Source organism: Nocardia sp. NBC_01730, from assembly GCF_035920445.1.
Lineage (GTDB): Bacteria > Actinomycetota > Actinomycetes > Mycobacteriales > Mycobacteriaceae > Nocardia.
This window is the reverse complement of sequence record NZ_CP109162.1, coordinates 283,533-303,267: the sequence shown is the minus strand read 5'-3', so window position 1 is coordinate 303,267 and position 19,735 is coordinate 283,533. Positions and strand designations below refer to the sequence as shown.

The window sequence follows — 19,735 nt, the reverse complement described above, 5'->3', positions numbered from 1 at the left end:
AATGTTCAATATGGACCCAGGGCGAGTCCGGGAACTCGCCAGTCAGGTGCGCGGACATGCGGAGACGGTCGACGGCAAGGCGCCAATGGCCATCCCAGCCCGTGACGAATCCCGTAAGGGAGCGGACGAGTCACTGGCACTTACCCGGGTACAGGAGACTTTGCAGGCACTCGACGGAGTGCTGAAGTTCCATGCCAGTCGGTTTACCGGCGTCGCGGACATCTTGGACAAAGCGGTGACCGATTTCGAGAACCAGGACCAGATGCGAGCCGCCCGATTCACGCAAGAAGGTCCGCGATGAGCGAGGCCAAAGACCTGCTGATCCCGGAGGTGCTGCAGTGGAATCTGAGTCCCGCAAGGGAGCTGGCTTCGATTCTTTCCCGGGCCGCAGGAGAAATCGAAACGGAAGTCGAGGCAGTTGCTCGCGCGGTCGGTGACTCGCAACCGTATTTCGACAATGCAACCGGTGAATCAGCGCGACAGCGCACCCAAGACGATCGCAAGGATGCGCTCGTCACAGTGGACCTCTATGAGTCGATGTCCGGCATTATCACTTCCACGGCTGCCATTTTCGACGGCATGATCCTCCTGATTCGCGCCGTTATCAAGGAGGTCGAAGACTCCGAGTGGGATCTGTTCTACCACGATGACGGCGGAGTGTCGTCTCGGAAATCCAACTGGGAGTGGATGAAGAAGTACTGGTGGGCACCAGGCACTGCGGTCGCCAGAAAGGAGCTCGAAGAAATCCGGCTAACCGGCGGACTACGTCAAGCCCTGAGCAGAATCCAGGAAGCCGATCTCACCGCCGAGGGAAATATCCAGAATCTGCTCGAGCAGGTGCCGAACTCTGCCAAGCAGGCACTGGTCGCCATGCCGACCGACCCGACCCTGGCGAAGATCCTCGCCGACTATCAAACCGAGGCATCGGAATCCGCCCCTGTGGTGTGGCCGAGCGGCTGGTTGCTCGACTACATCCGTACCATGGACCCGAGCTTCCAGCCGAGTTCACTTCCGCGCGAAGAGGCCAACGCCTTGGAGATGCTTGTCTCCCGGCACGGCGCAGTCGGCCTCTGGGACTTCTACCAAATCAAGAACGAGGCAGAGCAGGCTGGCCTGGAGCAGTATAAAGGGCTGAAGAACGAAGACCTTCAGAGGAATGCCGACGCAGACGGACACGGAGACGCATTTCGTCACACGTACTGGAACGCACGGATGACACAGGAATTCGGCGACGATTGGACCAAGGCGTACACGACCGCACACGAGAAGTCCGGCGGTAACCCACCGGCCCGCGAAGCGATGGATCTGTTCAACAACGAAAAAGGCCGGGAAATCGGCCGGGACAACCCTGATGCCAGTCCAGAAGAACTGAAAGCCAAGATCGGCGCGTCTATTCAAGAGGGAAATATGATCGTGCTCCATGCTCCGACCGAGGGAGCCAACCCACAAATCGCATGGAGCAACAGCGTGCAACCTGGCGATACCGCGATCCAACCTGGAGTCAGCGTACCTCTTCCTGGGAAGTAACGGAGCGAGCAATGAAAAGTAAATACTTGATCGTTGTCGCAGCACTGGTGCCGATATTGAGTGGCTGCATCGGACCGTTCGCGTCATCGTCTTCGCCCGAATTGCCCTGCAACGCAGAAGTTGTCAACTTCTACGGCAATATCGAAACGCTCGGTTCGGGTACGAGGTTCACCGAGGAACTGGGGAAAGCGGCGCGGGATTCCGACTCGGTGACGCTCATCGAGGTCACCCGTGCGGCCGGATGGACCGACGGCTGGGAACGAATGGTGGATGTGCAACCGGCTATGGACCCCGAGGATCTGAGCCGCGCCGCGCAGGCCAACGTCGCGCCGGGCTGCTGGAAGGGAATTCCCGCAAAACAGGATTCGAGCACGGAGGTGCCGTGGGGGTACTACCTATTCTTCGCCAACAACAGGCCTGTCCAGAAGATTATTTGGACAGGCGATAAAAAGCCGCTCCGTCTGAACGACCGGCTCGCCCTCGCACCTCCGTCAGTGTTGATCCGTGACCCGAAGGGACGTCTCGTACCTGCACCGTGAGATACCCGACCGCCCCGCGGTCGCTCGATGAGAATCGACACCGCGGCTCGGTGTCGTGTGCATAGTCCGCCGCAAGTAGTTCCACTCCCCGGAGAGGCGATGATCGGCGGCGGCACCGTCGCGGCGATCCCCGCCGACACTACCGAAATGCGGACTCGGCTCCGGCGAACGGTGCAGGTCACCGTCGATGGACTACCGCGAGAAGCGGCCCAGATTACGCCTGGGAACTCGCCGACCAACCGCTCCGCGGCAACCCTGTCCGGTGATAACCGCGAAGCCGTTGCTACAGCCGCTTGGTAGGTTGGTGAGCGCCTGTCTCGGTGTCGTGTATCGCAAAACGCACCATCGTCAGGTGCGGGATGGGATAACAGCAGGGCGAAGCAGAGTCGGGGTCACGAATCCCGGCACGACGAAGGGGGCGGGCGTCGGCGAGACCGGCCGACAACCACTCACGACGCTGCTGCGCGACACGGAAACGGAAGAGAGCCGATCTTGGGGGAACTACTGCCCACGTTGCAGGCCCGTCGTCTGCGCAACGGCCTGACCGATTACCTCACGACGACTTTCGCGCTCACCGACCCCGACGCCTACGGCGCGCTGGCGGACTTCATCGGCGACCCGGCGGCGGGGATCTTCAAGGGCCCCTATGTCCGGCTACGGCTGCCATTCGCCCCGGCGAGGGGCAACTGGGGCGTGCACTTGGATTGGCGGCCTGACGGATTCACCCCCTACGGCCACCAGGCCGCCGCGTTCGAGCGACTCTCGACCAAAACGCAGCAGCGTCCGAAACCGACGCTGGTGACCACCGGTACCGGTTCCGGTAAGACCGAATCGTTTCTATTCCCGATCCTCGACCATGTCCTGCGAGCCAGGCGGGCGGGCATCACCGGGATGAAGGCGCTGATCCTCTACCCGATGAACGCGCTGGCCAATGACCAGGCGGAACGTTTGGCGAAGGTCATCACCGATGACCCGCGCCTGGCCGAGGTCACGGCCGGGCTATTCACCGGTGAGCAGTCCTCGGAACGCACCATCGTCTCCGAAGCCGGATTGATCACCGACCGCAACCTTCTGCACAAGTCACCGCCGGACATCTTGCTCACCAACTACAAGATGCTCGACCATCTGTTGCTGCGCCCCGACCGCGCCGATATGTGGCGATTGTCCGCGCACTCATTGCAATACATCGTGTTGGACGAGTTCCACACCTATGACGGTGCCCAAGGTACCGACGTGGCCATGCTGCTGCGGCGGCTCGGCCTCACGGTCAAGTCGTACTGGACCGATCGGACGGCGGTGACCGAGGAGGACCGGGCGCGTCCACTCGGCCGGATCACGCCGGTCGCCACCTCCGCCACGCTCGGGTCCAAGGCAGCGCCGACGGCGATGCTCGACTTCGCGCACACCGTGTTCGGCGAGGTTTTCGACAGCGACGCGGTGATCGGCGAGACCCGACTCGAGGTCGGCGAGTGGCTGGCGGATCGGGATGCCGCGCTCGGGACACGATTCGAACCGATAACCCCGGCGACCACCGACGCCAAGGTGCTCAGCCGCCTGGAGAAAGCCGCCGAGCGCGGCGGCAAGGCCCTGGCTGCTGAAGTACTCGCGACACTGTTTCGGTCGACCGACGGTGTCGAAGACCCCGCCGAACTCGTGGACAATTTCGCCCTGTTCGAACCGGTAGATCAACTGTGCCTGCTGAAAACCCACGACGGCTTCGCCCAATTGGTCCGGCGCACCGTCGACGCCATTTCGATGGCCGATGTCGTCGCCGACATCTTCACCAGCTCTGTCACCCCGACCGGCGCGGCAGCGAAACGACCACACTTCCTCGAACACCTCCTAGCGGTGCTGTCGTACCTGCGCACCGAAATCGGCCGCACCGCACTGAGTGTCGATGTGCACCTGTGGATTCGGGAACTGACCCGGATCGACCGAGCCGTCTCGACCGCGACGGCCTATCACTGGTCCGACGACGGACCACCCGAAGATCCGCAGACCATGTACCTGCCCGCGATCTTCTGCCGCCACTGCGGACGCTCGGGGTGGGGTGCGCGACTCGCGCCGACCGGCACCACACTCGACCACTCCGACAAAAACATTCGCGGCGACCACGCCGCGGGCGACGGCCGATTCCGCGCTCTCATCTCCGCACCCGCCGAAGCCGCCTTCGACACGACCGTCGAAGGGCTGCGCTGGTTCCGGCTCTACGACCGCGACATCACCGACACGGCACCGGATCTCGAAGGCGCCGATTATCTGAACGGCAACGTGCTTCCGGTCCTCGTGCTGACCGGGCCGGACGCCGACGAGGAATCGAAGGCGGACAAGTGCCCTTCCTGCGGCACCACCGACGGCATCCGGTTCCTCGGTAGCGCGGTGGCGACCCAACTGTCGGTGACGCTGTCCAACATGTTCGGCGACGCCGGCCTGGACACCGACGAGAAAAAGGCGTTGATGTTCACCGACAGCGTGCAGGATGCCGCGCACCGCGCGGGATTCGTCCAAGCACGTTCACACACGCTGAGCCTGCGCTCGGCACTGCGCAGCGCGATGGGACCCGACAAGCTGACCCTGCCGGAACTCGCCGCGGCGGTCGTCGACCGCGCCGGCAACGACCCGATCCGCCGCTACCACCTGCTCGCACCCGACATCGTCGAACGTGACGAGTTCGTCGACTTCTGGCGAGCGGACGCCACCTCGCGGCAACGCCGCGATGCCACCAGGCGGGCACTGCTGCGGCTGCAGTTCGACATCGACCTGGAGTTCGGGCTGCAATCGCGGCTCGGCCGGACGCTCGAACTCACCGGCAGCGCGGTCGCCGAGGTGAATCTCGGCGCACGTGATCGCGCCCAGCAACTCGGCCGCGCCGCGATGGACGCCATCGACCACCAATTGCCGCTCACTGCACCGGATTCTGCCGCGATCACGCGCTGGGTCCGCGGCACGGTCGAACGGGTGCGCATGCGTGGCGCCATCCACCACCGATGGCTGGAAACGTACATCGCGAAGGACGCGAACCGGCGTTGGGTCTGGGGCGGGCGGCCACGCGGAGAGGGGATGCCCGCATTCCCCAAAGGAAGGCCCGCTCCCGCGTTTCCCGCGATCGGCTCACGCAGCGTGCCAGAGGGCTTCGACTCCATCACCGCCCCGACATCCTGGTACGCCAAATGGGCGGCGCAATGCCTGAGTGTCGCGCCCGGCGACGCGGGACACCTGGCGAAGTCGCTGTTCTCGGTGCTTGCCGAGAAGCGTGTAATCACCGAGCTGACCACCGAAAGTGGTCTCACCGCATACGGACTCACTGCGGCAGCTGTCGCGGTCAGCGTCCCCGACGAGCAGGACCTCGTCGATCACAAGCATCTGCTGGTGTGCACGGTCTGCCGGACGCCGAACCCCGGCAGCCAGCTCGTCATCGATCAACTCGACGGGGCTCCCTGCATGCTGGACCGCTGTCCGGGGACGTTGCAGCGCGGGATCAACTCGTCGAACTTCTATCGCACGCTCTACGGCGAATCGGAGATGAAGCGGGTCGTCGCGAGGGAGCACACGTCGCTGCTGCCCGCGCAGACGCGACTGGCCTACGAGGCGGCGTTCAAGAATGGGAGCGCCGACCCGCAGGCACCGAACGTCCTGGTCGCGACCCCGACACTCGAGATGGGTATCGACATCGGCGACCTGTCCACCGTCATGCTGGGGTCGCTGCCACGCACCGTGTCGTCGTACCTACAGCGGGTCGGTCGCGCCGGACGCCGCACGGGAAATTCCCTGGTGCTCGCCTTCGTTCGCGGACGCGGCGAACATCTGCCGAAGCTCAACGAACCACTGTCGGTGATTCAGGGCGAGGTCCGTCCACCGGCTACCTTCCTGACCGCCGAGGAGATACTGCAACGGCAGTACATCGCGCACATCGTCGACCGCATCGCCCGAGCGACCACCGGCGCCTTCACGCCACGGCTCGAGGCGCAGGATGTGCTGCGTAGCTTCGACGTGGGTAGCTGGATGGGGAACCTGATCGCCCTCGCCGACCATCGGGCCACCGAGCTGCTCGACGAATTCCTCGCCCAGTTCGACGGCACCCTGGCCGAGCCCGCCGCCGACGCCCTTCGTGCATGGGCGACACCGCACGCCGACGCGGACAGTGCACTGACGGCATTCCTGCGCGAGTCGGTGCACAGGTGGAACAACGACTACACCGAGCTGAACGCCCGGCGCGACGCGGTCCTGGCCGAGCTCCCGGAATTCGAGCGCCGCGCGAACGCTCCCGCCGCCACCGACGACGACAAGCGCGACTTCAAAACCGCCAAAGGATCGCTGAAACTGCTCGGCGGTCAGATCTACGAGCTGACCGCCGACTTCTGGATCAGCGTGCTCGAACGGTACGGGGTACTACCCAACTACACGCTGCTCGACGACTCGGTGACCCTCGACGTCGGCGTCACCTGGATCGACCCGGACACCAAGGAGTACCTGAGCGACACCGTCAGTTATCGCCGCGGATCGCGGATCGCGCTTACCGAACTCGCCCCTGGTGCAACGTTTTACGCACAGGGTCTGGCCGTACAGATCGACGCTGTCGACCTCGGCGCGAACGAGTCGAAGATCGAACTGTGGCGCATGTGCCCGCGCTGCGGTTGGGCTCAGACGACTCCCGCGGGCCACGAGGTCGCGCGGGTATCACAGTGCCCACGGTGCCACAGCAGCGCCGTCACCGATGTCAGCCAGCAGTTGCGCGTGGTCGAGATGTCCAGAGTCTCCGCCGCTGTGCGACGCGATGAAGCCGTTATCAACGACGCCCGCGACGAGCGCCACCGGGAGTCGTTCACGATCGTCACCGCCGCCGACATCAAACCGGAGAACATCGGAAGTGCGTGGTTCGTTCCCGATCTCGATTTCGGCGCGGAGTACCTGCGCCACACCGATATTCGCTGGCTCAATATGGGGCGGGGAAGCTCCCAGGGCAGCAAGCGCATGATCGCGGGCCAGGAGACGGCCACCGGCTTGTTCCGGGTGTGCCGGGGATGCGGGCAGCTGAACCGGACGTCGGGGCGCAATGTGCGGCACGAACACCGCAGTTGGTGCCGCTACCGGACCGCGACCACCGAGCACGTCGACGAGATCGCGCTCGCCCGCACGCTGCGGACCCAGGCGGTACTGCTGCACCTGCCGGTCGCCCTCGAATACGACCCGTTCGCGCACCCGAGTCTGAGTGCGGCGATCCTGCTCGGGCTCAGGCAGGTGATCGGCGGATCACCCGAACACCTCGACGTCGCGAGCATTCCCGACGCGCTGCACGCACCCAACCAGCGGGCGCTACTGATCCACGACACCGTGCCGGGCGGCACCGGCTATCTTGCCGAGTTCGCCGATGCCGGGAAGGTGTGGTCGGTGCTGCGCGCGGCACGGGAGGTCGTCTCGACCTGCGACTGTGCCGAACAAGAACGGCTCGCATGCCACAAGTGCCTGCTGCCGTTCGCCCCACCACACGAGATGGACCTGGTATCCAGGAAGACGGCAGCGAAACTGCTCGACCAGTTGCTCGACGTCGGCGACGACGCGCAGCCACAGTGGGATTCGTGGCAAGCGAGAATCGTCCACGCCACACCCACCAAATCCGTTGGCAGCGAAGAATCCCCGTTGGAGAAAGAGTTCTACGCCGCCTTCATCGAACGGTGGAGATCCAAGGGCGCGACGGTCAGGGAAAAAGCAGGCACCTACGGCCCTTCGGCCAAGATCACCGTGTCGGGCAAAACGATTCGCACGTGGACATTGACCCCGCAGGTACTGGTGGGGGCCGCGCGACCCGACTTCGAGCTCAGCACCGACGACGCCACGATTCCGCCCATCGCGATCTTCGCCGACGGCCGCAAATACCACGCGACACCCGAACACAACCAGGTCGCCGACGATGCCGACAAACGCGCGGTCCTGCGTGCGGGCGGCCACCTCGTCTGGGCATTCGGGCACGAGGATCTTCAGCACTTCAAGAGCAAGGAGTCGGCGCAACCGTCGTGGTATGCGCACGGCCACGCCAAGCGGATGACCAGCGTGGTCACGCTGCAGCCCACAGTGGTCGAACTACTGACGGCCGATCCGATCACTCAGCTGATCGCCTTGGTCGAGAACCCGGATCTGGACGCATGGGAAGCCCTGGCACGCTGGCTGCCGATAATGTTCCAACGCGACGGTCGCGCCAAGGGCGACGGTGACGGGATCGCCCGCCGCGCGCGCGACGCCCTCGACGGAAGCTCGGCGGCCTTTCCGCCAGGCACCGACATGTGCTGGTCGTTCACTCATGGCCCACTCGTGGTCAGCGCGACAATGCGGCAGGCCACGAAAACGATCAATGCCGTACTGGCCCTCGATGATTACGACGACACGCTGGAGGCGCAGGAAGGCAAGGCGTGGAAGGACTGGCTGCGCCTGTCCAATTGGCTGGGCTTGAGCGACAACCATCTCATCACCACCCGCAGTCTGCTCGTCGCGGACTCCGCCGCGCCGAGCGGTGCGTCGGTGTACGCCAACCTCGCACTGAGTGCCGAATGGCAACAACGGTTCGATCTCACTGTGTCCGACGCCGAACGGACGCTGATCCTGCAACTGGCGGCCGAGGGCGTGCCGTTGCCGGTGGTGGGCGAGGAAACCCGCGATGGCGTGGTCATGACCTTGTCCTGGGCGGGCCGGGTCGGGGTGATGTTGGACGACGAGCCCGAGGTGGTCAAGACGTTGTCCGAGCAGGGGTGGACGGTCTGTCCGCCGATGGTGGTGCGGATCGTCGACGCACTCGAGACGAACGGGGTGATGTGATGGCGAACGTGGTGCTCGCGACCAACGGCAAGTCGATGCCGAAACTCGACGGGTCGATCAAGAACAAGGTGTACGACTTCTTCGAGAAGGTCCGCGCCGACGACACCGCGCCAGGCCTGCATATCGAGCCGATCAAAGGTGCCCGCGACCCACGAGTGCGCACCGGTCGGGTGGACTTGAACTTCCGCGCCATCATGTTTCGGGTCGATGACACCGGCGGTGAAACCACCTATATCTACCTCGGTACCTGGAAGCACGATGTCGCCATCACGCTTGCCGAACGGTCCACGCTGCGGGTGAATCCGATCAACGGTGTGCTCGAAGGAATCGTCGGCGAGCTGAGCGACGGCGCAAAGGGCCCTGTCACACCGCATTTCACGACATCACCGAGTAAGCAGGACGCGAAACCACCGACACCGTCCTTCCTTCGTGGGCTCGGCTTCACCAGTGCGGACCTGACAGACCAACTCGGGCTCGATCCAGATCTCGCCGCCCGCGCGCTCGCAGCGCCCGACGACAACGCGATTATCGAGATCGCCGCCACCGCGATCAGCTGGCAAGGCAGCGCGCTACTCGACCTCGCGGTTGGCATCGGCATCGACCAGATCCGCGACGCCTACGGTTTCACCGACGGACCGGTGGACGGCACCCTCAGCGAGGACGACCAGATCCTCGCCGCGATCGACCATCCTGCATCGAAAATGCAGTTCACCATTATCGATAACAATGACGAACTGCGCCGTGTGATCGAGGGCGGCGACTTCGCCAAGTGGCGTACCTTCCTGCACCCGACGCAACGCAAGTACGCCGAGAAGAGCTACCGGGGAACGTTCCGGCTGTGCGGTGGCGCGGGCACCGGGAAAACGGTCGTCGCCTTGCATCGGGCCAGGAATCTCGCGAAGCGGAACAAGGACGCACGAATCATCCTGACCACCTTCAACAAGACCCTCGCCCTGGATCTCAAGGCTGATCTCCGGATCCTCGATCCGGCGCTGATCATCGCGAACAAGCCTGGCGAACCCGGTATTTATGTGGCGGGCATCGATCAGCTCGCCAACGCCGTCCTGAACCAGTCCCCCGATCTCGGCCCCGCCTTCGCAGCCGTCTTCGGTTCCAGCGCGGGCGAGTTCGGGTCCAGTCGCACCGACACCGACAAGACGTGGCGGGAGGTGGTGCAGACTGTGGCCAGCGGGCTCGATCATCGACTCACGCACCCGAGCTTCCTCGAAAACGAGTACGTCGCAGTGGTACTCGGCAACAACGTAACCAGCCTGGAACAGTACGCGAAGGTCATGCGAACCGGACGTGGGGTGCGCCTGACCCGACCGCAGCGCATCGCGGTCTGGAAGCTGATCGACGGGTTCCGCCGACGCAGCCGGATGGACGAATCGGTCAGCTTCCCCGAGGTGCTGGCCTTGGCGGCCAAAGAGCTTCAACTGCGTGCCGATTCCGGAGCCGAGCGCCTGGCGGACCACGTCATCGTCGACGAAGCCCAGGACCTGCATGCCACGCATTGGGCACTGCTGCGCGCACTCGTTGCCGAGGGACCCGACGATCTGTTCATCGCCGAGGATTCGTATCAGCGAATCTACGGTCAACCGGTGGTGCTCAGTCGCCTCGGCATCAACATTCGTGGCCGCCGCTCGAACCGGCTGACGCTGAACTACCGGACCACCGCACAGAACCTGCATTTCGCGGTGAACATTTTGGCGGGCGAAGAATACCGCGATCTCGAGGAGGGCGAAGAGTCGACAAAGGAATACACCTCCGCCCGACTCGGGCCGAATCCGCGCCTGCTCGAATGCGATTCCGCCACCGACGAACTCGGCAAGATCGCAGATCGGGTCAAAAAATGGCTTGCCGACGACGGCATCGCCCCGGGTAGTATCGCCGTCCTGACTCGTGGAAAAAGCGATCGCGGCCAACTGGTGCGCGCCCTCGGCGAACGCGGCGTCGAAGCCCGCGCGCTCGACGACAAACCCGCGAGCGCCGACCACGTCCAGGTGCTGACCATGCACCGATCCAAGGGCATGGAGTTCCGGTGTGTCATCCTCACCGGGATCGACGACGCCCATGTCCCCTCCGCCGCGACACTGCGCGGATATCCGCAGGAAGAGCAGGCCGAGGCGATGCAACGTGAACGTTCGCTGCTGTATGTCGCAGCCAGTCGTGCCCGCGACCAGCTGGTCGTGACCTGGAGCGGGAAACGGTCGGAGCTACTCGGCTGATCCGGTGCACGGTCGATTCGCGCTGTCACGCAGCTCCACACTCCAATTCTTTGCACGACTGCGATGTCAATCGGCTCGAGGGCGGTGTCGGCGAAGCCCTTGAAGCGGAATCGAGATTGTCGTCATCGGGAGTGTGTAAGCGCCGCGCTCAACCAAACGGGTCGTGCTGCAGTGGTGTCCACTATTGCTCCGTCTGTGGCCGTAGCGGCGCGGTGCGAAGATGACTCATGCTGGCAGCAAATCTTCCCCATCCCACGTAAACCGCGCCGTCGTCACCGCATCATCCCCATCTCCGCCCACGATGTGATGAATTCCGATCCCACTCAACTCCGCATACGTGCACCACTCGTGATCCGACGTCAGCATCAGATCCAAATCCAGCGCCGACAGCAGCGCGAAAATCTGCCCCCGATTCACGCTGTCGACCCCGACGAACACCTCGTCCAGCAAAATGACGCGCGGAGCCTGCGGCGCTGCCTGATAGTGGGCGGCGACAGCAGCGAACAGCGGCAGGTGCAGCGCGATGGCCTTCTCGCCGCCTGACAGCGCGCCGTGCAGCTTCTTGGTCAGCTCCTGGAAGCCTTCCCCATTGCCGCGATCAACCTTGACCACGAACCGATGCCATGCTGTGTAGTCGAAGACCTGGGCGAGCTGCTGTTCCCAGCTGGTGGCGGTGTCGTCGGTTTTCGCCTCCTCGATCCGGTCACGCAGGAAGCGGTGCAGGGATTCGCGGTCGGCGTCGCTGAGGCGGACGGGATCTTTGAGCAGCAGATCGCGGGCGGCCTTGGTGCCGGGTGGGAGATCTTTGCCTACCTGCCAGACGAGTTGGACGGCGACATCGGAGGCGGTGCGCACGCGCTTCAGACGCGCGTTCATGCTGTCCACGAGGTCGTTGGCCTGGCGGATGCGGGCGGCGAGGTGGCGACGGGTGTCGCCGGTCAAGGTTTGGTCGAACAGGCGCCGTTCCTGCTCGGTGATTTCGTTCCTGCTCTGTTCGGCTTCGGTGACGAGGAGCGTCGATAGTTCGGCGCAGCCGACCCGGACACCGTCGATGACCGCGGTGAAAACCTGGATGTCGTCGTCGGTTTCGAGATCGAGATCGGCGCGGGCGCTGAGCGCGGTGCGGCATTCGTGCACCGCTTCATTGAGGCGGCGCACCGCTTCGTTGAGGTTGGCCAGGGCGTATGGGATGGTGGGCCACGCCGCGGCGACCAACCGGGCGGCGTCGAGGGCGGCGCGCACACCCTCCGAACCGGCCAGCGTCTCGCGGAACTTCGCCACATCGGGGATTGCACTGTCGTCGGGGAAGGTTCCCGCAGCCAGATGGCGAAACCGCAGGGCGACATGGTCTCTCGTCACAGCCGCATTATCACGTGCTGCGGAGTCGACGGCGTGCTGGGCCGCGAGACGACCAACCTCCATGGCGAGCTCCGTGAGGTCCGTGCGGTCGTGTTCGAGGTCGTCGGTGAGTTCCTTGATTCGGATGCGCAGATCTGCGATTTCGGCCAATACCTCACGGTAGTCACGCCCGACGGATCCTTCGATCGCTTCGAGTTCGGACGCCGATCTTAGGTGCTCGTCCCCTGCTTCGGCGGCGGCTTCGGCACGCTCCGCCGCGGCGTCGGCGGAACGTTCAGCGCGGTCGGCGCGGTCGGCGGTGGTCGCACGCGCCCGACCCAAGTCGCGGCGAGCGTCGAGCCACACCTCGGCTTGACCGACGAAATCGTCGATGGCGCCGCGCAGGGCCGTGAGTGCGGTGCGTTCGGTCGGGAGTCCGGTGTCGGCGGCGAGCGCGGAGAGAGCGTGCAGAGTGCTTTTGACCGCGGCTTCCTTGATGGACACGATCTCGAGGCGTTCGCGCAGCTGGCGATCGGCTGCGGCCAGGTCTGATTCGGTTCGGGTAAGCCGGTTTTCGGCCGCGAGCACGCTGTCGTGTCCGGGGCAGCTGTCACGTTCGGATTCGATGAGGGCGCGGTGGGCGACCAGCTGCCGCCGTTGGGTGTCCAGGTTGTCGAGCCGCCGGTCATACCCGGCGATCTCGTTGTCGAGCTGACGGATGCGACGCTGTCTGGTGCGTTGGCGGGTCGAGGCGCCGATGTAGGCGGCCTGGTCTTTTCGCCAGCTACCGGTGAGATTGCCGATGCGCCAGCCGCCGTCGGCGCCGACGGCGACTACTGACGCGATGGGTAGGCGGTCGTCGAAGGCGATGGTGGCCAGCAATCGACGCACCACGTCCGGGCTGACCTCGGCGTTGGATGCGGGAACGAGCGCGTCTGCCAAGGAGCGCCCGGTCACCGGCTCCACAGCGGTGTGGTCTGCGAACACATCGTGGCCTTCGACCTCGCCGCGCGGCCCGATCCAGGCATCCACGAGTCCAGCGGATTCGAGGGCGGCCTCAATGCCTGCCGCGGTGGTGTCCAGCACTCCCTCGGCGAAATCGACCAGGCGCCAGAGTGGCGCGCCGGGCATCCGGCTCCGGTCGGTGGTGCGCCAGGGCGGCGGGGTCGGGGGAATGTCCTGTTCATCGGCGAGGCGGTCCCGTTCGGCGACCAGGTCTTCGCGCTCGCTCGTGGCGTCGGTGATTTCCCGCTCGCACCGGGCCGCTTGCCGAGCCACCTCCTCCAGCGCTGAGGCGGCCGCCTTGTTCACCGTTTCGATCACCGCCGATTGGCTGTCCGCGAGATCGGCGACGAGATCGGGATCATCGAACGACAGTGCGCAACATCCGATCGCCCAGTCCCGCAGGCGCTCACGCAATGCGTCGAGTTCGCGGGCGCGCTCCTCGGCGGCTCGGGTCTGCGATTCTCTGGCTTCTGCGAATACCGTCCTGGCCGACTCCAACGCGGTTTCGGCGTCGGTTCGCGAATCGACCGCACGTTCATGGATGTCGAGTGCGCGCGTCATGTCGTCCAACCGGTCGCGTCTACTGCGCACCGCTGCCCGCAGCAGAGTTCGAGAGTGGTCGGAGTCGGGGTCATGCGCGAGCTCGTCGTACACGCTGACGAGTCCGGCACGGTGGGCTGCCTGTTGGGCTTCGATATCGCTGTTGTCGGCAATCCGCGCCCTGCCCTGTTCTGCCTCGACAGCGGCGGCATGGTCGGCCGCGTCGCTCGCGGCGACCCGCTGCAGCCGCTGTGCGTCGGCATCGGCCCGGTTGGCCCGCGCTTCGGCGCCTCGGGTCTGTATGCGCAGGTCGTCGAGTTTCAAGCCCTGCTTGTAAGCGTCGGTCTTCATCAAACCATCGCGTCTGGATTCCGCCTGCGACACATCGGCTTTCGCCGCGTCGATGCGTTGCTCGGTCGCACGCTTGCGCTGCTCGGTGCGCTCGCACTCCTCGGCGGAGCGCTTGGCTGCGCTGGAGATTCGGTCCAGGTCGGTGGTCGCCGAGATGAGCGCGGCGGCACCGGCACGCAGCACCCGCTGGGCGTAGGTTCGCTGATAACGCGCCAGCGTGCGAGTGGCCGCCACCTCGGCATCCAAGCGCACCAATCGTTCCCGCTGTGCGTCGAGGCGCTCGAATCCCTCAGCAAGATCTGCGATTTCGTCGTGGCTCAGCGGCGGCAACGCGCGAGAGAGCAGCGTGGACAGTAGGGCGGGGTCGAGGCGCTGCGATAGTTTGGGTGTGCGCAGTTGCAGTAGTGCGGTGATCAGCGCGTCGTACCGCTGTTCGTTCAACGTCGGGAACAGGGTCGCACGCACCGCGGCGCGGTAGTCGGCCGCGCTGTCGTGCACAGTACCCGCCGCGCCGAGCCGCTCATCCAGTGCCGCGCGGGTCAGCGGGCGACCGGCATCGGTCAGGATCAGCTCGTCGCCGGAATCCGATGCGCCGACGCGCAACTCGGTCGTGAAATAGTCCGCGTGCACCGATGTGGTGCGACTGGTGGCCTGGAGTCGAGCACCACAGGTGAACCACTGGTCGAGGTCCCCCACTAGCCGAAACTCGAGCCACACGTACCCGACCCGGGTGGCGCCAGATGCGCCCTCCCCCATCAGGTTCCAGTGCATTGTCCGCTCGCTGGTGCCGAAGGTAGACAGCCGGTTGGCCCGCAGATTCGCGTCGAACAGGAACGGCAGCAACAGCTCCAGGGCCTTGGATTTGCCGCTACCGTTCGGACCGCGCAGCAGCAGACGCCCTTCATGGAATTCGAAGACCTCGTCGTAGTAGCGCCAAACATTGAGAATTCCCGCGCGGGTCGGGATCCATCGGACGCTCTCGCCAGTCTCGGGCAACGGTTGCGGCAACTCGGTCACGGTCATGACGGTTCCTCGGTTGTATCGGCTGTGCGGATCGCGCTCACGCGGTAACGGGCCGCGGCGGGTAGCGGGGTGACCAGGCCCGATGCCGACGCGCGGACCAGCCCGAACGACTTCAGCACCGCAAGCGCATCGGAAACCAGTTGTCGTGCACCGTCTTCCCCTTGGTATGTACGGGCCCAGCGGGGAAAGCGGTCCAGTATTCCGGCGGCGCTGCGCTGCAACTGTTCGACGGTGGTTGGGCCCGGCATGGCATCGAGGAGCAGCAGCGCCGCCACCTTCGCAGGGCCCGCGTCGTCGGGAAACCGGCCGTCGGTGGCGATGCCGTCCGGGTCGACTAAAAGCAAGCCTTCTGCTCGCTCTTCGAGGACGAAGCCGCCCTGCTCGGCGGCGCGACGCAGCAACTGTCTGCCGGTGGGTGAGGCGAGGTAGGCGCGTTCGTCCGCGGTGAGGTCGTCGAGGTACACGACCGGGTCGTCGACCATGCGGCGAAACACGCTGTGCCGCAACCACAAGTTGCGCTGCACATCGGAGACACCGGCGTGCTCGGCATGCCTGCCCGATCGCGCACCCGCCAGCCCGTAGCGACGTTCCCTGGTGAGTTCCGCGAGGACGTCGTCGAACCGCAGCGGCACCTCTTCCGGGGGCACGCCCAGCTGCGAGGGCCCCGACGGGACCGCCAGCAGCCGCAGCAGCAGCGTGGCGTCGACCCGGAACAGCACCTTCGCCGTCTCCGACTCCACGAACGAGTCGGCCGATCCGTCGATCGCCTCCAGCACGCTGAACGATTCCAGGAGCCGCAGCGCGTCCACGAACGCCATCCGCTCACTGCGGCTTGCCGTATCGAAGCTCGCCACCACAGGATCCTCCGCGGTGGCGGCACGCACCCGTCCGGCGAGCAGACCGATCGTCGTCACGGGCGCGGCGAACAGTTCCGCGGCCACCACACACAGCAGAACATACCGTCGGCGATCGAATTCCGCTCTGCCCGAACGCAGTCGGCGCGCCGGTCGGGTCGGGTCGATTGCCGCGCCCACCTTGATCAGCCGGGCATAGCCGAGCCGGGGCTCGACGATCAGCGTCCAGCCGCAGTAGTAGTCGAACCATTTCGCGATCGGACCGCGCCGCCGCCGGATCACGTCGAACACGTCCGGTGCGGCACGTTCGGTGATCAACGGGTCGGCGAGCAGGTGCCGCACGCCTCGGGCGACCTCCTCCCGCTCGGCGATCACCAACTGGTTGGCGAGCTCGCTCATGGCTGCCTCCTGAGATTCACCCACCGCGCCGTACTCACGCGGAGGCTCCCCGTCGGCGCGCGCCACGCCCAGGTGCGGCAACTTCCACGATGTAGTCGGGTCCGCGAAACACCCCGCGCGGCGTTTTCAGCTCGGCGATTTCGCTGTCCGGCGGCGTGCGCAGGACAATCTCGACCCGACCATCCATGGTGCTGCCCCGCCGGGTTCCGTTCGGATCCGGCGCACTGCCCAGCGCGCGACCGAGCAGCTCGAGCAGCCGCTCGAACACCTCGTGTTCCAGTTCGCCGAATGCCGAAAGACGCATGGTGCCATCGGTATCCAGCATGTCCCACGCCGCCTGCAGTTCAGCGCGTTCGACTGCGGCACGGGCCGCTCTGGCCGCCCTGATCGCGGCGACATCGGGAATCGCACCGGTTCTGCCGAAGCGCTCGGCACGACCGGACGAACGCAGCAGCGGTGAGATCTCGACCGCGGGCGCCTCATGCCACGGCGCGGTGTAGCTCACCAGCTCCTGGTCGGGGTGGGCCAGATGCGGGTGCCGCGCGGAGCTGAGCCCGAAGGCGGTGGACCACAGCCGGTGCAAATCGTCCTGTTCCGGCAGGACCGAAAACCACCGCGCCAGCTCGCGGAAGTCGGCCGCGGCGCTACTGGAACGCCTGCGCGACTCGGTGATCCGGTCGAGCACCTGCAGCAACGTGATGATCGCCTTTCGACCGACTTGGCGCAGCTGGTCGATGCGAGGCGCCGTACCGTCGACGGGCAGGAACCAGGCTCGCAGACCGTCCCAGCGCGCTCTGCGATGTTCCAGCCATGCCCCTCCGGGATCGGCACCGGTCAGTTGCGGCAGTTCGGCTCCGAGCAATGCGCGCTGGTGCATGCGCGTCAACCCGTAGTCCTCGATCGCCTGGATCCGAGACGCGATGGCGTGGCTGCGGTATTCGATGTTGGTGAGGAACTCCTGGAGATAGGCCACGGTGGCGGCCTTGACCTCGTGGAATACGTTGATGTCGACGCCGTCGGCGCGTAGCAGTCGCTGCAATTCGCCGTTGAACTGTTTGGTGTTGCCGCGCAGCGCCTCGAGATGGGACTCGAGCTCGCTCAACACCGTGAACACTCTGCGGTCCGATCCCGACTCCAGTTCATGCGACAGGTCGGCGAGCCGGTCGGAGATGGCGTCGAGCACCGCGGTCTGCAGGGCGCCGGTCGAGGCGAGGACGGTCATCGCGTGCACGACACCGGCGAACGCGGCTTCACCCTGCCTGGTGAGCGAGTACTGCAGATTTCGACGTTCGTATTCGGTTACGGTGCGGTAGTTCTCGGAATGGTTCTGGATGACGTCGACCAGATTCCAGGCGCGCAGCTGGTCGAGCGCCGCGGTCAGGTCGTCGTCTTCGATGGCCTCCAACCATCCGACCGACCGTAATCGGGCCCGGATGTCATCGATACCGAGCGCCGTCTCCAGCCGTTCGTTCGCCTCACCGAACGCATGGAGCACCGACACGTACAACCCGGCGCGATCTCCACCGGTGAATCGGAACATCTCGGGTGGTACCCGAATCGGATCCATATCGGCTCCCCCTGGCTGGTGACTCGGAGGACCACCATAGCCGCACGGTCTGATAACTACGGCGCCATATCCTCGAGCAACAGATCGACGACGCGTTCCTCTGGCACCAGCCGGCCGACTCGACGCATATGCTCGGACAGCTCCGGGTCCCACGGCGCCTGCGTCACCCGACCGACTGACGGGCCGTCGGAGCCGAACGCCGCGAGATAGTCCGTGCTGGTCATCCGCCATGGCACCACGCCGACCCTGGCCACGAGATTCGCGGCGATCCGCAATCCCTCCCCGTCGAGGTCGCCATGGTAACGCAGCTCGGCACCCGCTCGTGCCAACTGGTCGAGCAGCCGAACGCCCGCGCTGCTCGGCCAGCCCGCCGTGCACACCATCGGCGGACAGCGGTCACCGAAGCGCGCCAATGCCATTGCGAGGATGCTGGGGTTTTCGATCACCCACACCCGGGCCGCCACCTCGGTCAGCTCCGCCTCGACGCGCAGCTGTTGCAAGGTCAGCACCGCGGCGAGCCCAGCCCCCGCACAGGTGTGCAGGATCTGGCCGATCACCGTGTTCGAATCGTCGGTCGGCACACCTGCGACAAGAACTGTCGACGACAGCTCGTCGTCGGCAATGCCCGCTCGCTCCCACAATGCCCGCAGCTGGACGACATCCTTCGGCGGCTCGCTGTCATAGATCGCGGTCAAGGCGCGAATCACCATCGCCTGCGTGCGGGTGCCATCATCGAGGCCGTGCGGATCCCCCAGCATTCTGGCGGCGAACACGGGCAACGGCACCCCGGCCCCTGGCAACTCGCGCAGGACGCGCAACGCGCGCTCGAGCTCGATCGTGGTCCGCTGGACCGATCCCTCCACCAGTCCGTTTCGCCGCATCAACGCCGCCCAGCCGATCAGCGCGGGCTGGGCTCGCACCACCTCGTGATCGAACAACCACTCCCACAACCGGTTTCGCTCGGCAGTAGCGGCCGCGCGCTCGGCCGACCGATTTCCGATCGAACCGACCAGGTGCTCGACGACGGTGTAAGCGTCGCAGCCGGTCACGTCGAGCAGCACCGTGTCCACCTGCGCCAAGCTGACCATCCAGTATTCGCCGGGCATCCGCGCGGATCCGAACAGATCGGCGATGGCCGTCCGCTGCGCGGCGTTCAGCGGGCCGACTTTGACCCGGCTCACCGAACGCCCCGTCGACAGTCGTCGATGGAGCGCATGCCACAGCGGCGCCAGATCCGCTGACAGCTGCCGCGGGGACTGCGCGCTGCTCATCGGACGCGTCGACCGGGCCACGCTGTGGTGTCACCGATAGCCATCAGGCCATTGTTACGCAGTCTGGATGGAAGGTGGCGATGGCGTGCGGCTTCCAGCCCATGCGGGCCAGGTCGATCAGACACAGGTGCCGGATCGTGTGCGTGGAGAAGCGCGGCAGCTCTGCGGTTAGCGCGATCCGCCGCACCACCTTCGACCAGTCCACAACGCCGAAGGCTCTCCCCGGTGCGGCGTGATTCCGACAAGAACAGCGGGCCAGAGGTTCGACTGAGCGCCGCTCGGTGGA

The 19,735-nt window shown here is 65.4% G+C and carries 10 protein-coding genes; 5 read left to right on the top strand and 5 right to left on the bottom strand.

Annotated features, from left to right (window positions below):
- Positions 1-10 precede the first annotated feature (10 nt).
- From OHB12_RS01410 to OHB12_RS01390, 5 genes are all read left to right on the top strand, one after another.
- Positions 11-301 carry a hypothetical protein gene (locus OHB12_RS01410; RefSeq protein WP_327115394.1) on the top strand — a complete coding sequence of 97 codons (291 nt, stop codon included), beginning with the start codon at positions 11-13 and terminating at the stop codon, positions 299-301.
- On the top strand, positions 298-1,527 hold the full coding sequence (locus OHB12_RS01405) for a DUF6973 domain-containing protein (RefSeq protein ID WP_327115392.1): 1,230 nt from the start codon (positions 298-300) through the stop codon (positions 1,525-1,527). Before OHB12_RS01410 ends, OHB12_RS01405 begins: the two co-directional genes overlap by 4 nt.
- Before the next feature lie 26 nt (positions 1,528-1,553).
- The gene (locus OHB12_RS01400) at positions 1,554-2,066 is read left to right on the top strand and encodes a hypothetical protein (protein WP_327115390.1); all 513 of its coding nucleotides are present in this window, start codon (positions 1,554-1,556) and stop codon (positions 2,064-2,066) included.
- A 492-nt stretch (positions 2,067-2,558) separates the two neighbouring features.
- Complete coding sequence (locus tag OHB12_RS01395) at positions 2,559-8,873, top strand: DEAD/DEAH box helicase (RefSeq protein WP_327115388.1); 6,315 nt, start codon at positions 2,559-2,561, stop codon at positions 8,871-8,873.
- Positions 8,873-11,101: a 3'-5' exonuclease gene (locus tag OHB12_RS01390; protein WP_327115386.1), complete on the top strand. Its 2,229-nt coding sequence runs from the start codon at positions 8,873-8,875 to the stop codon at positions 11,099-11,101. Before OHB12_RS01395 ends, OHB12_RS01390 begins: the two co-directional genes overlap by 1 nt.
- Before the next feature lie 225 nt (positions 11,102-11,326).
- Here the strand turns inward: OHB12_RS01390 and OHB12_RS01385 are convergent, their stop codons facing one another.
- The 5 genes from OHB12_RS01385 to OHB12_RS01365 form a co-directional block, all read right to left on the bottom strand.
- Positions 11,327-15,358: a TIGR02680 family protein gene (locus OHB12_RS01385; RefSeq protein WP_327115384.1), complete on the bottom strand. Its 4,032-nt coding sequence runs from the start codon at positions 15,356-15,358 to the stop codon at positions 11,327-11,329.
- Positions 15,355-16,611 carry a TIGR02678 family protein gene (locus OHB12_RS01380; protein ID WP_327115382.1) on the bottom strand — a complete coding sequence of 419 codons (1,257 nt, stop codon included), beginning with the start codon at positions 16,609-16,611 and terminating at the stop codon, positions 15,355-15,357. The genes OHB12_RS01385 and OHB12_RS01380 overlap by 4 nt, the downstream gene beginning before the upstream one ends.
- A 34-nt stretch (positions 16,612-16,645) precedes the next feature.
- Positions 16,646-18,178 (bottom strand): TIGR02677 family protein, encoded by a 1,533-nt coding sequence (locus OHB12_RS01375; protein ID WP_327115380.1) that lies wholly within the window; start codon positions 18,176-18,178, stop codon positions 16,646-16,648.
- Between the two features lie 56 nt (positions 18,179-18,234).
- Positions 18,235-19,359: a TIGR02679 family protein gene (locus tag OHB12_RS01370; protein WP_327115378.1), complete on the bottom strand. Its 1,125-nt coding sequence runs from the start codon at positions 19,357-19,359 to the stop codon at positions 18,235-18,237.
- 133 nt (positions 19,360-19,492) lie between these two features.
- Positions 19,493-19,654: a hypothetical protein gene (locus tag OHB12_RS01365; protein ID WP_327115376.1), complete on the bottom strand. Its 162-nt coding sequence runs from the start codon at positions 19,652-19,654 to the stop codon at positions 19,493-19,495.
- Positions 19,655-19,735 lie beyond the last annotated feature (81 nt).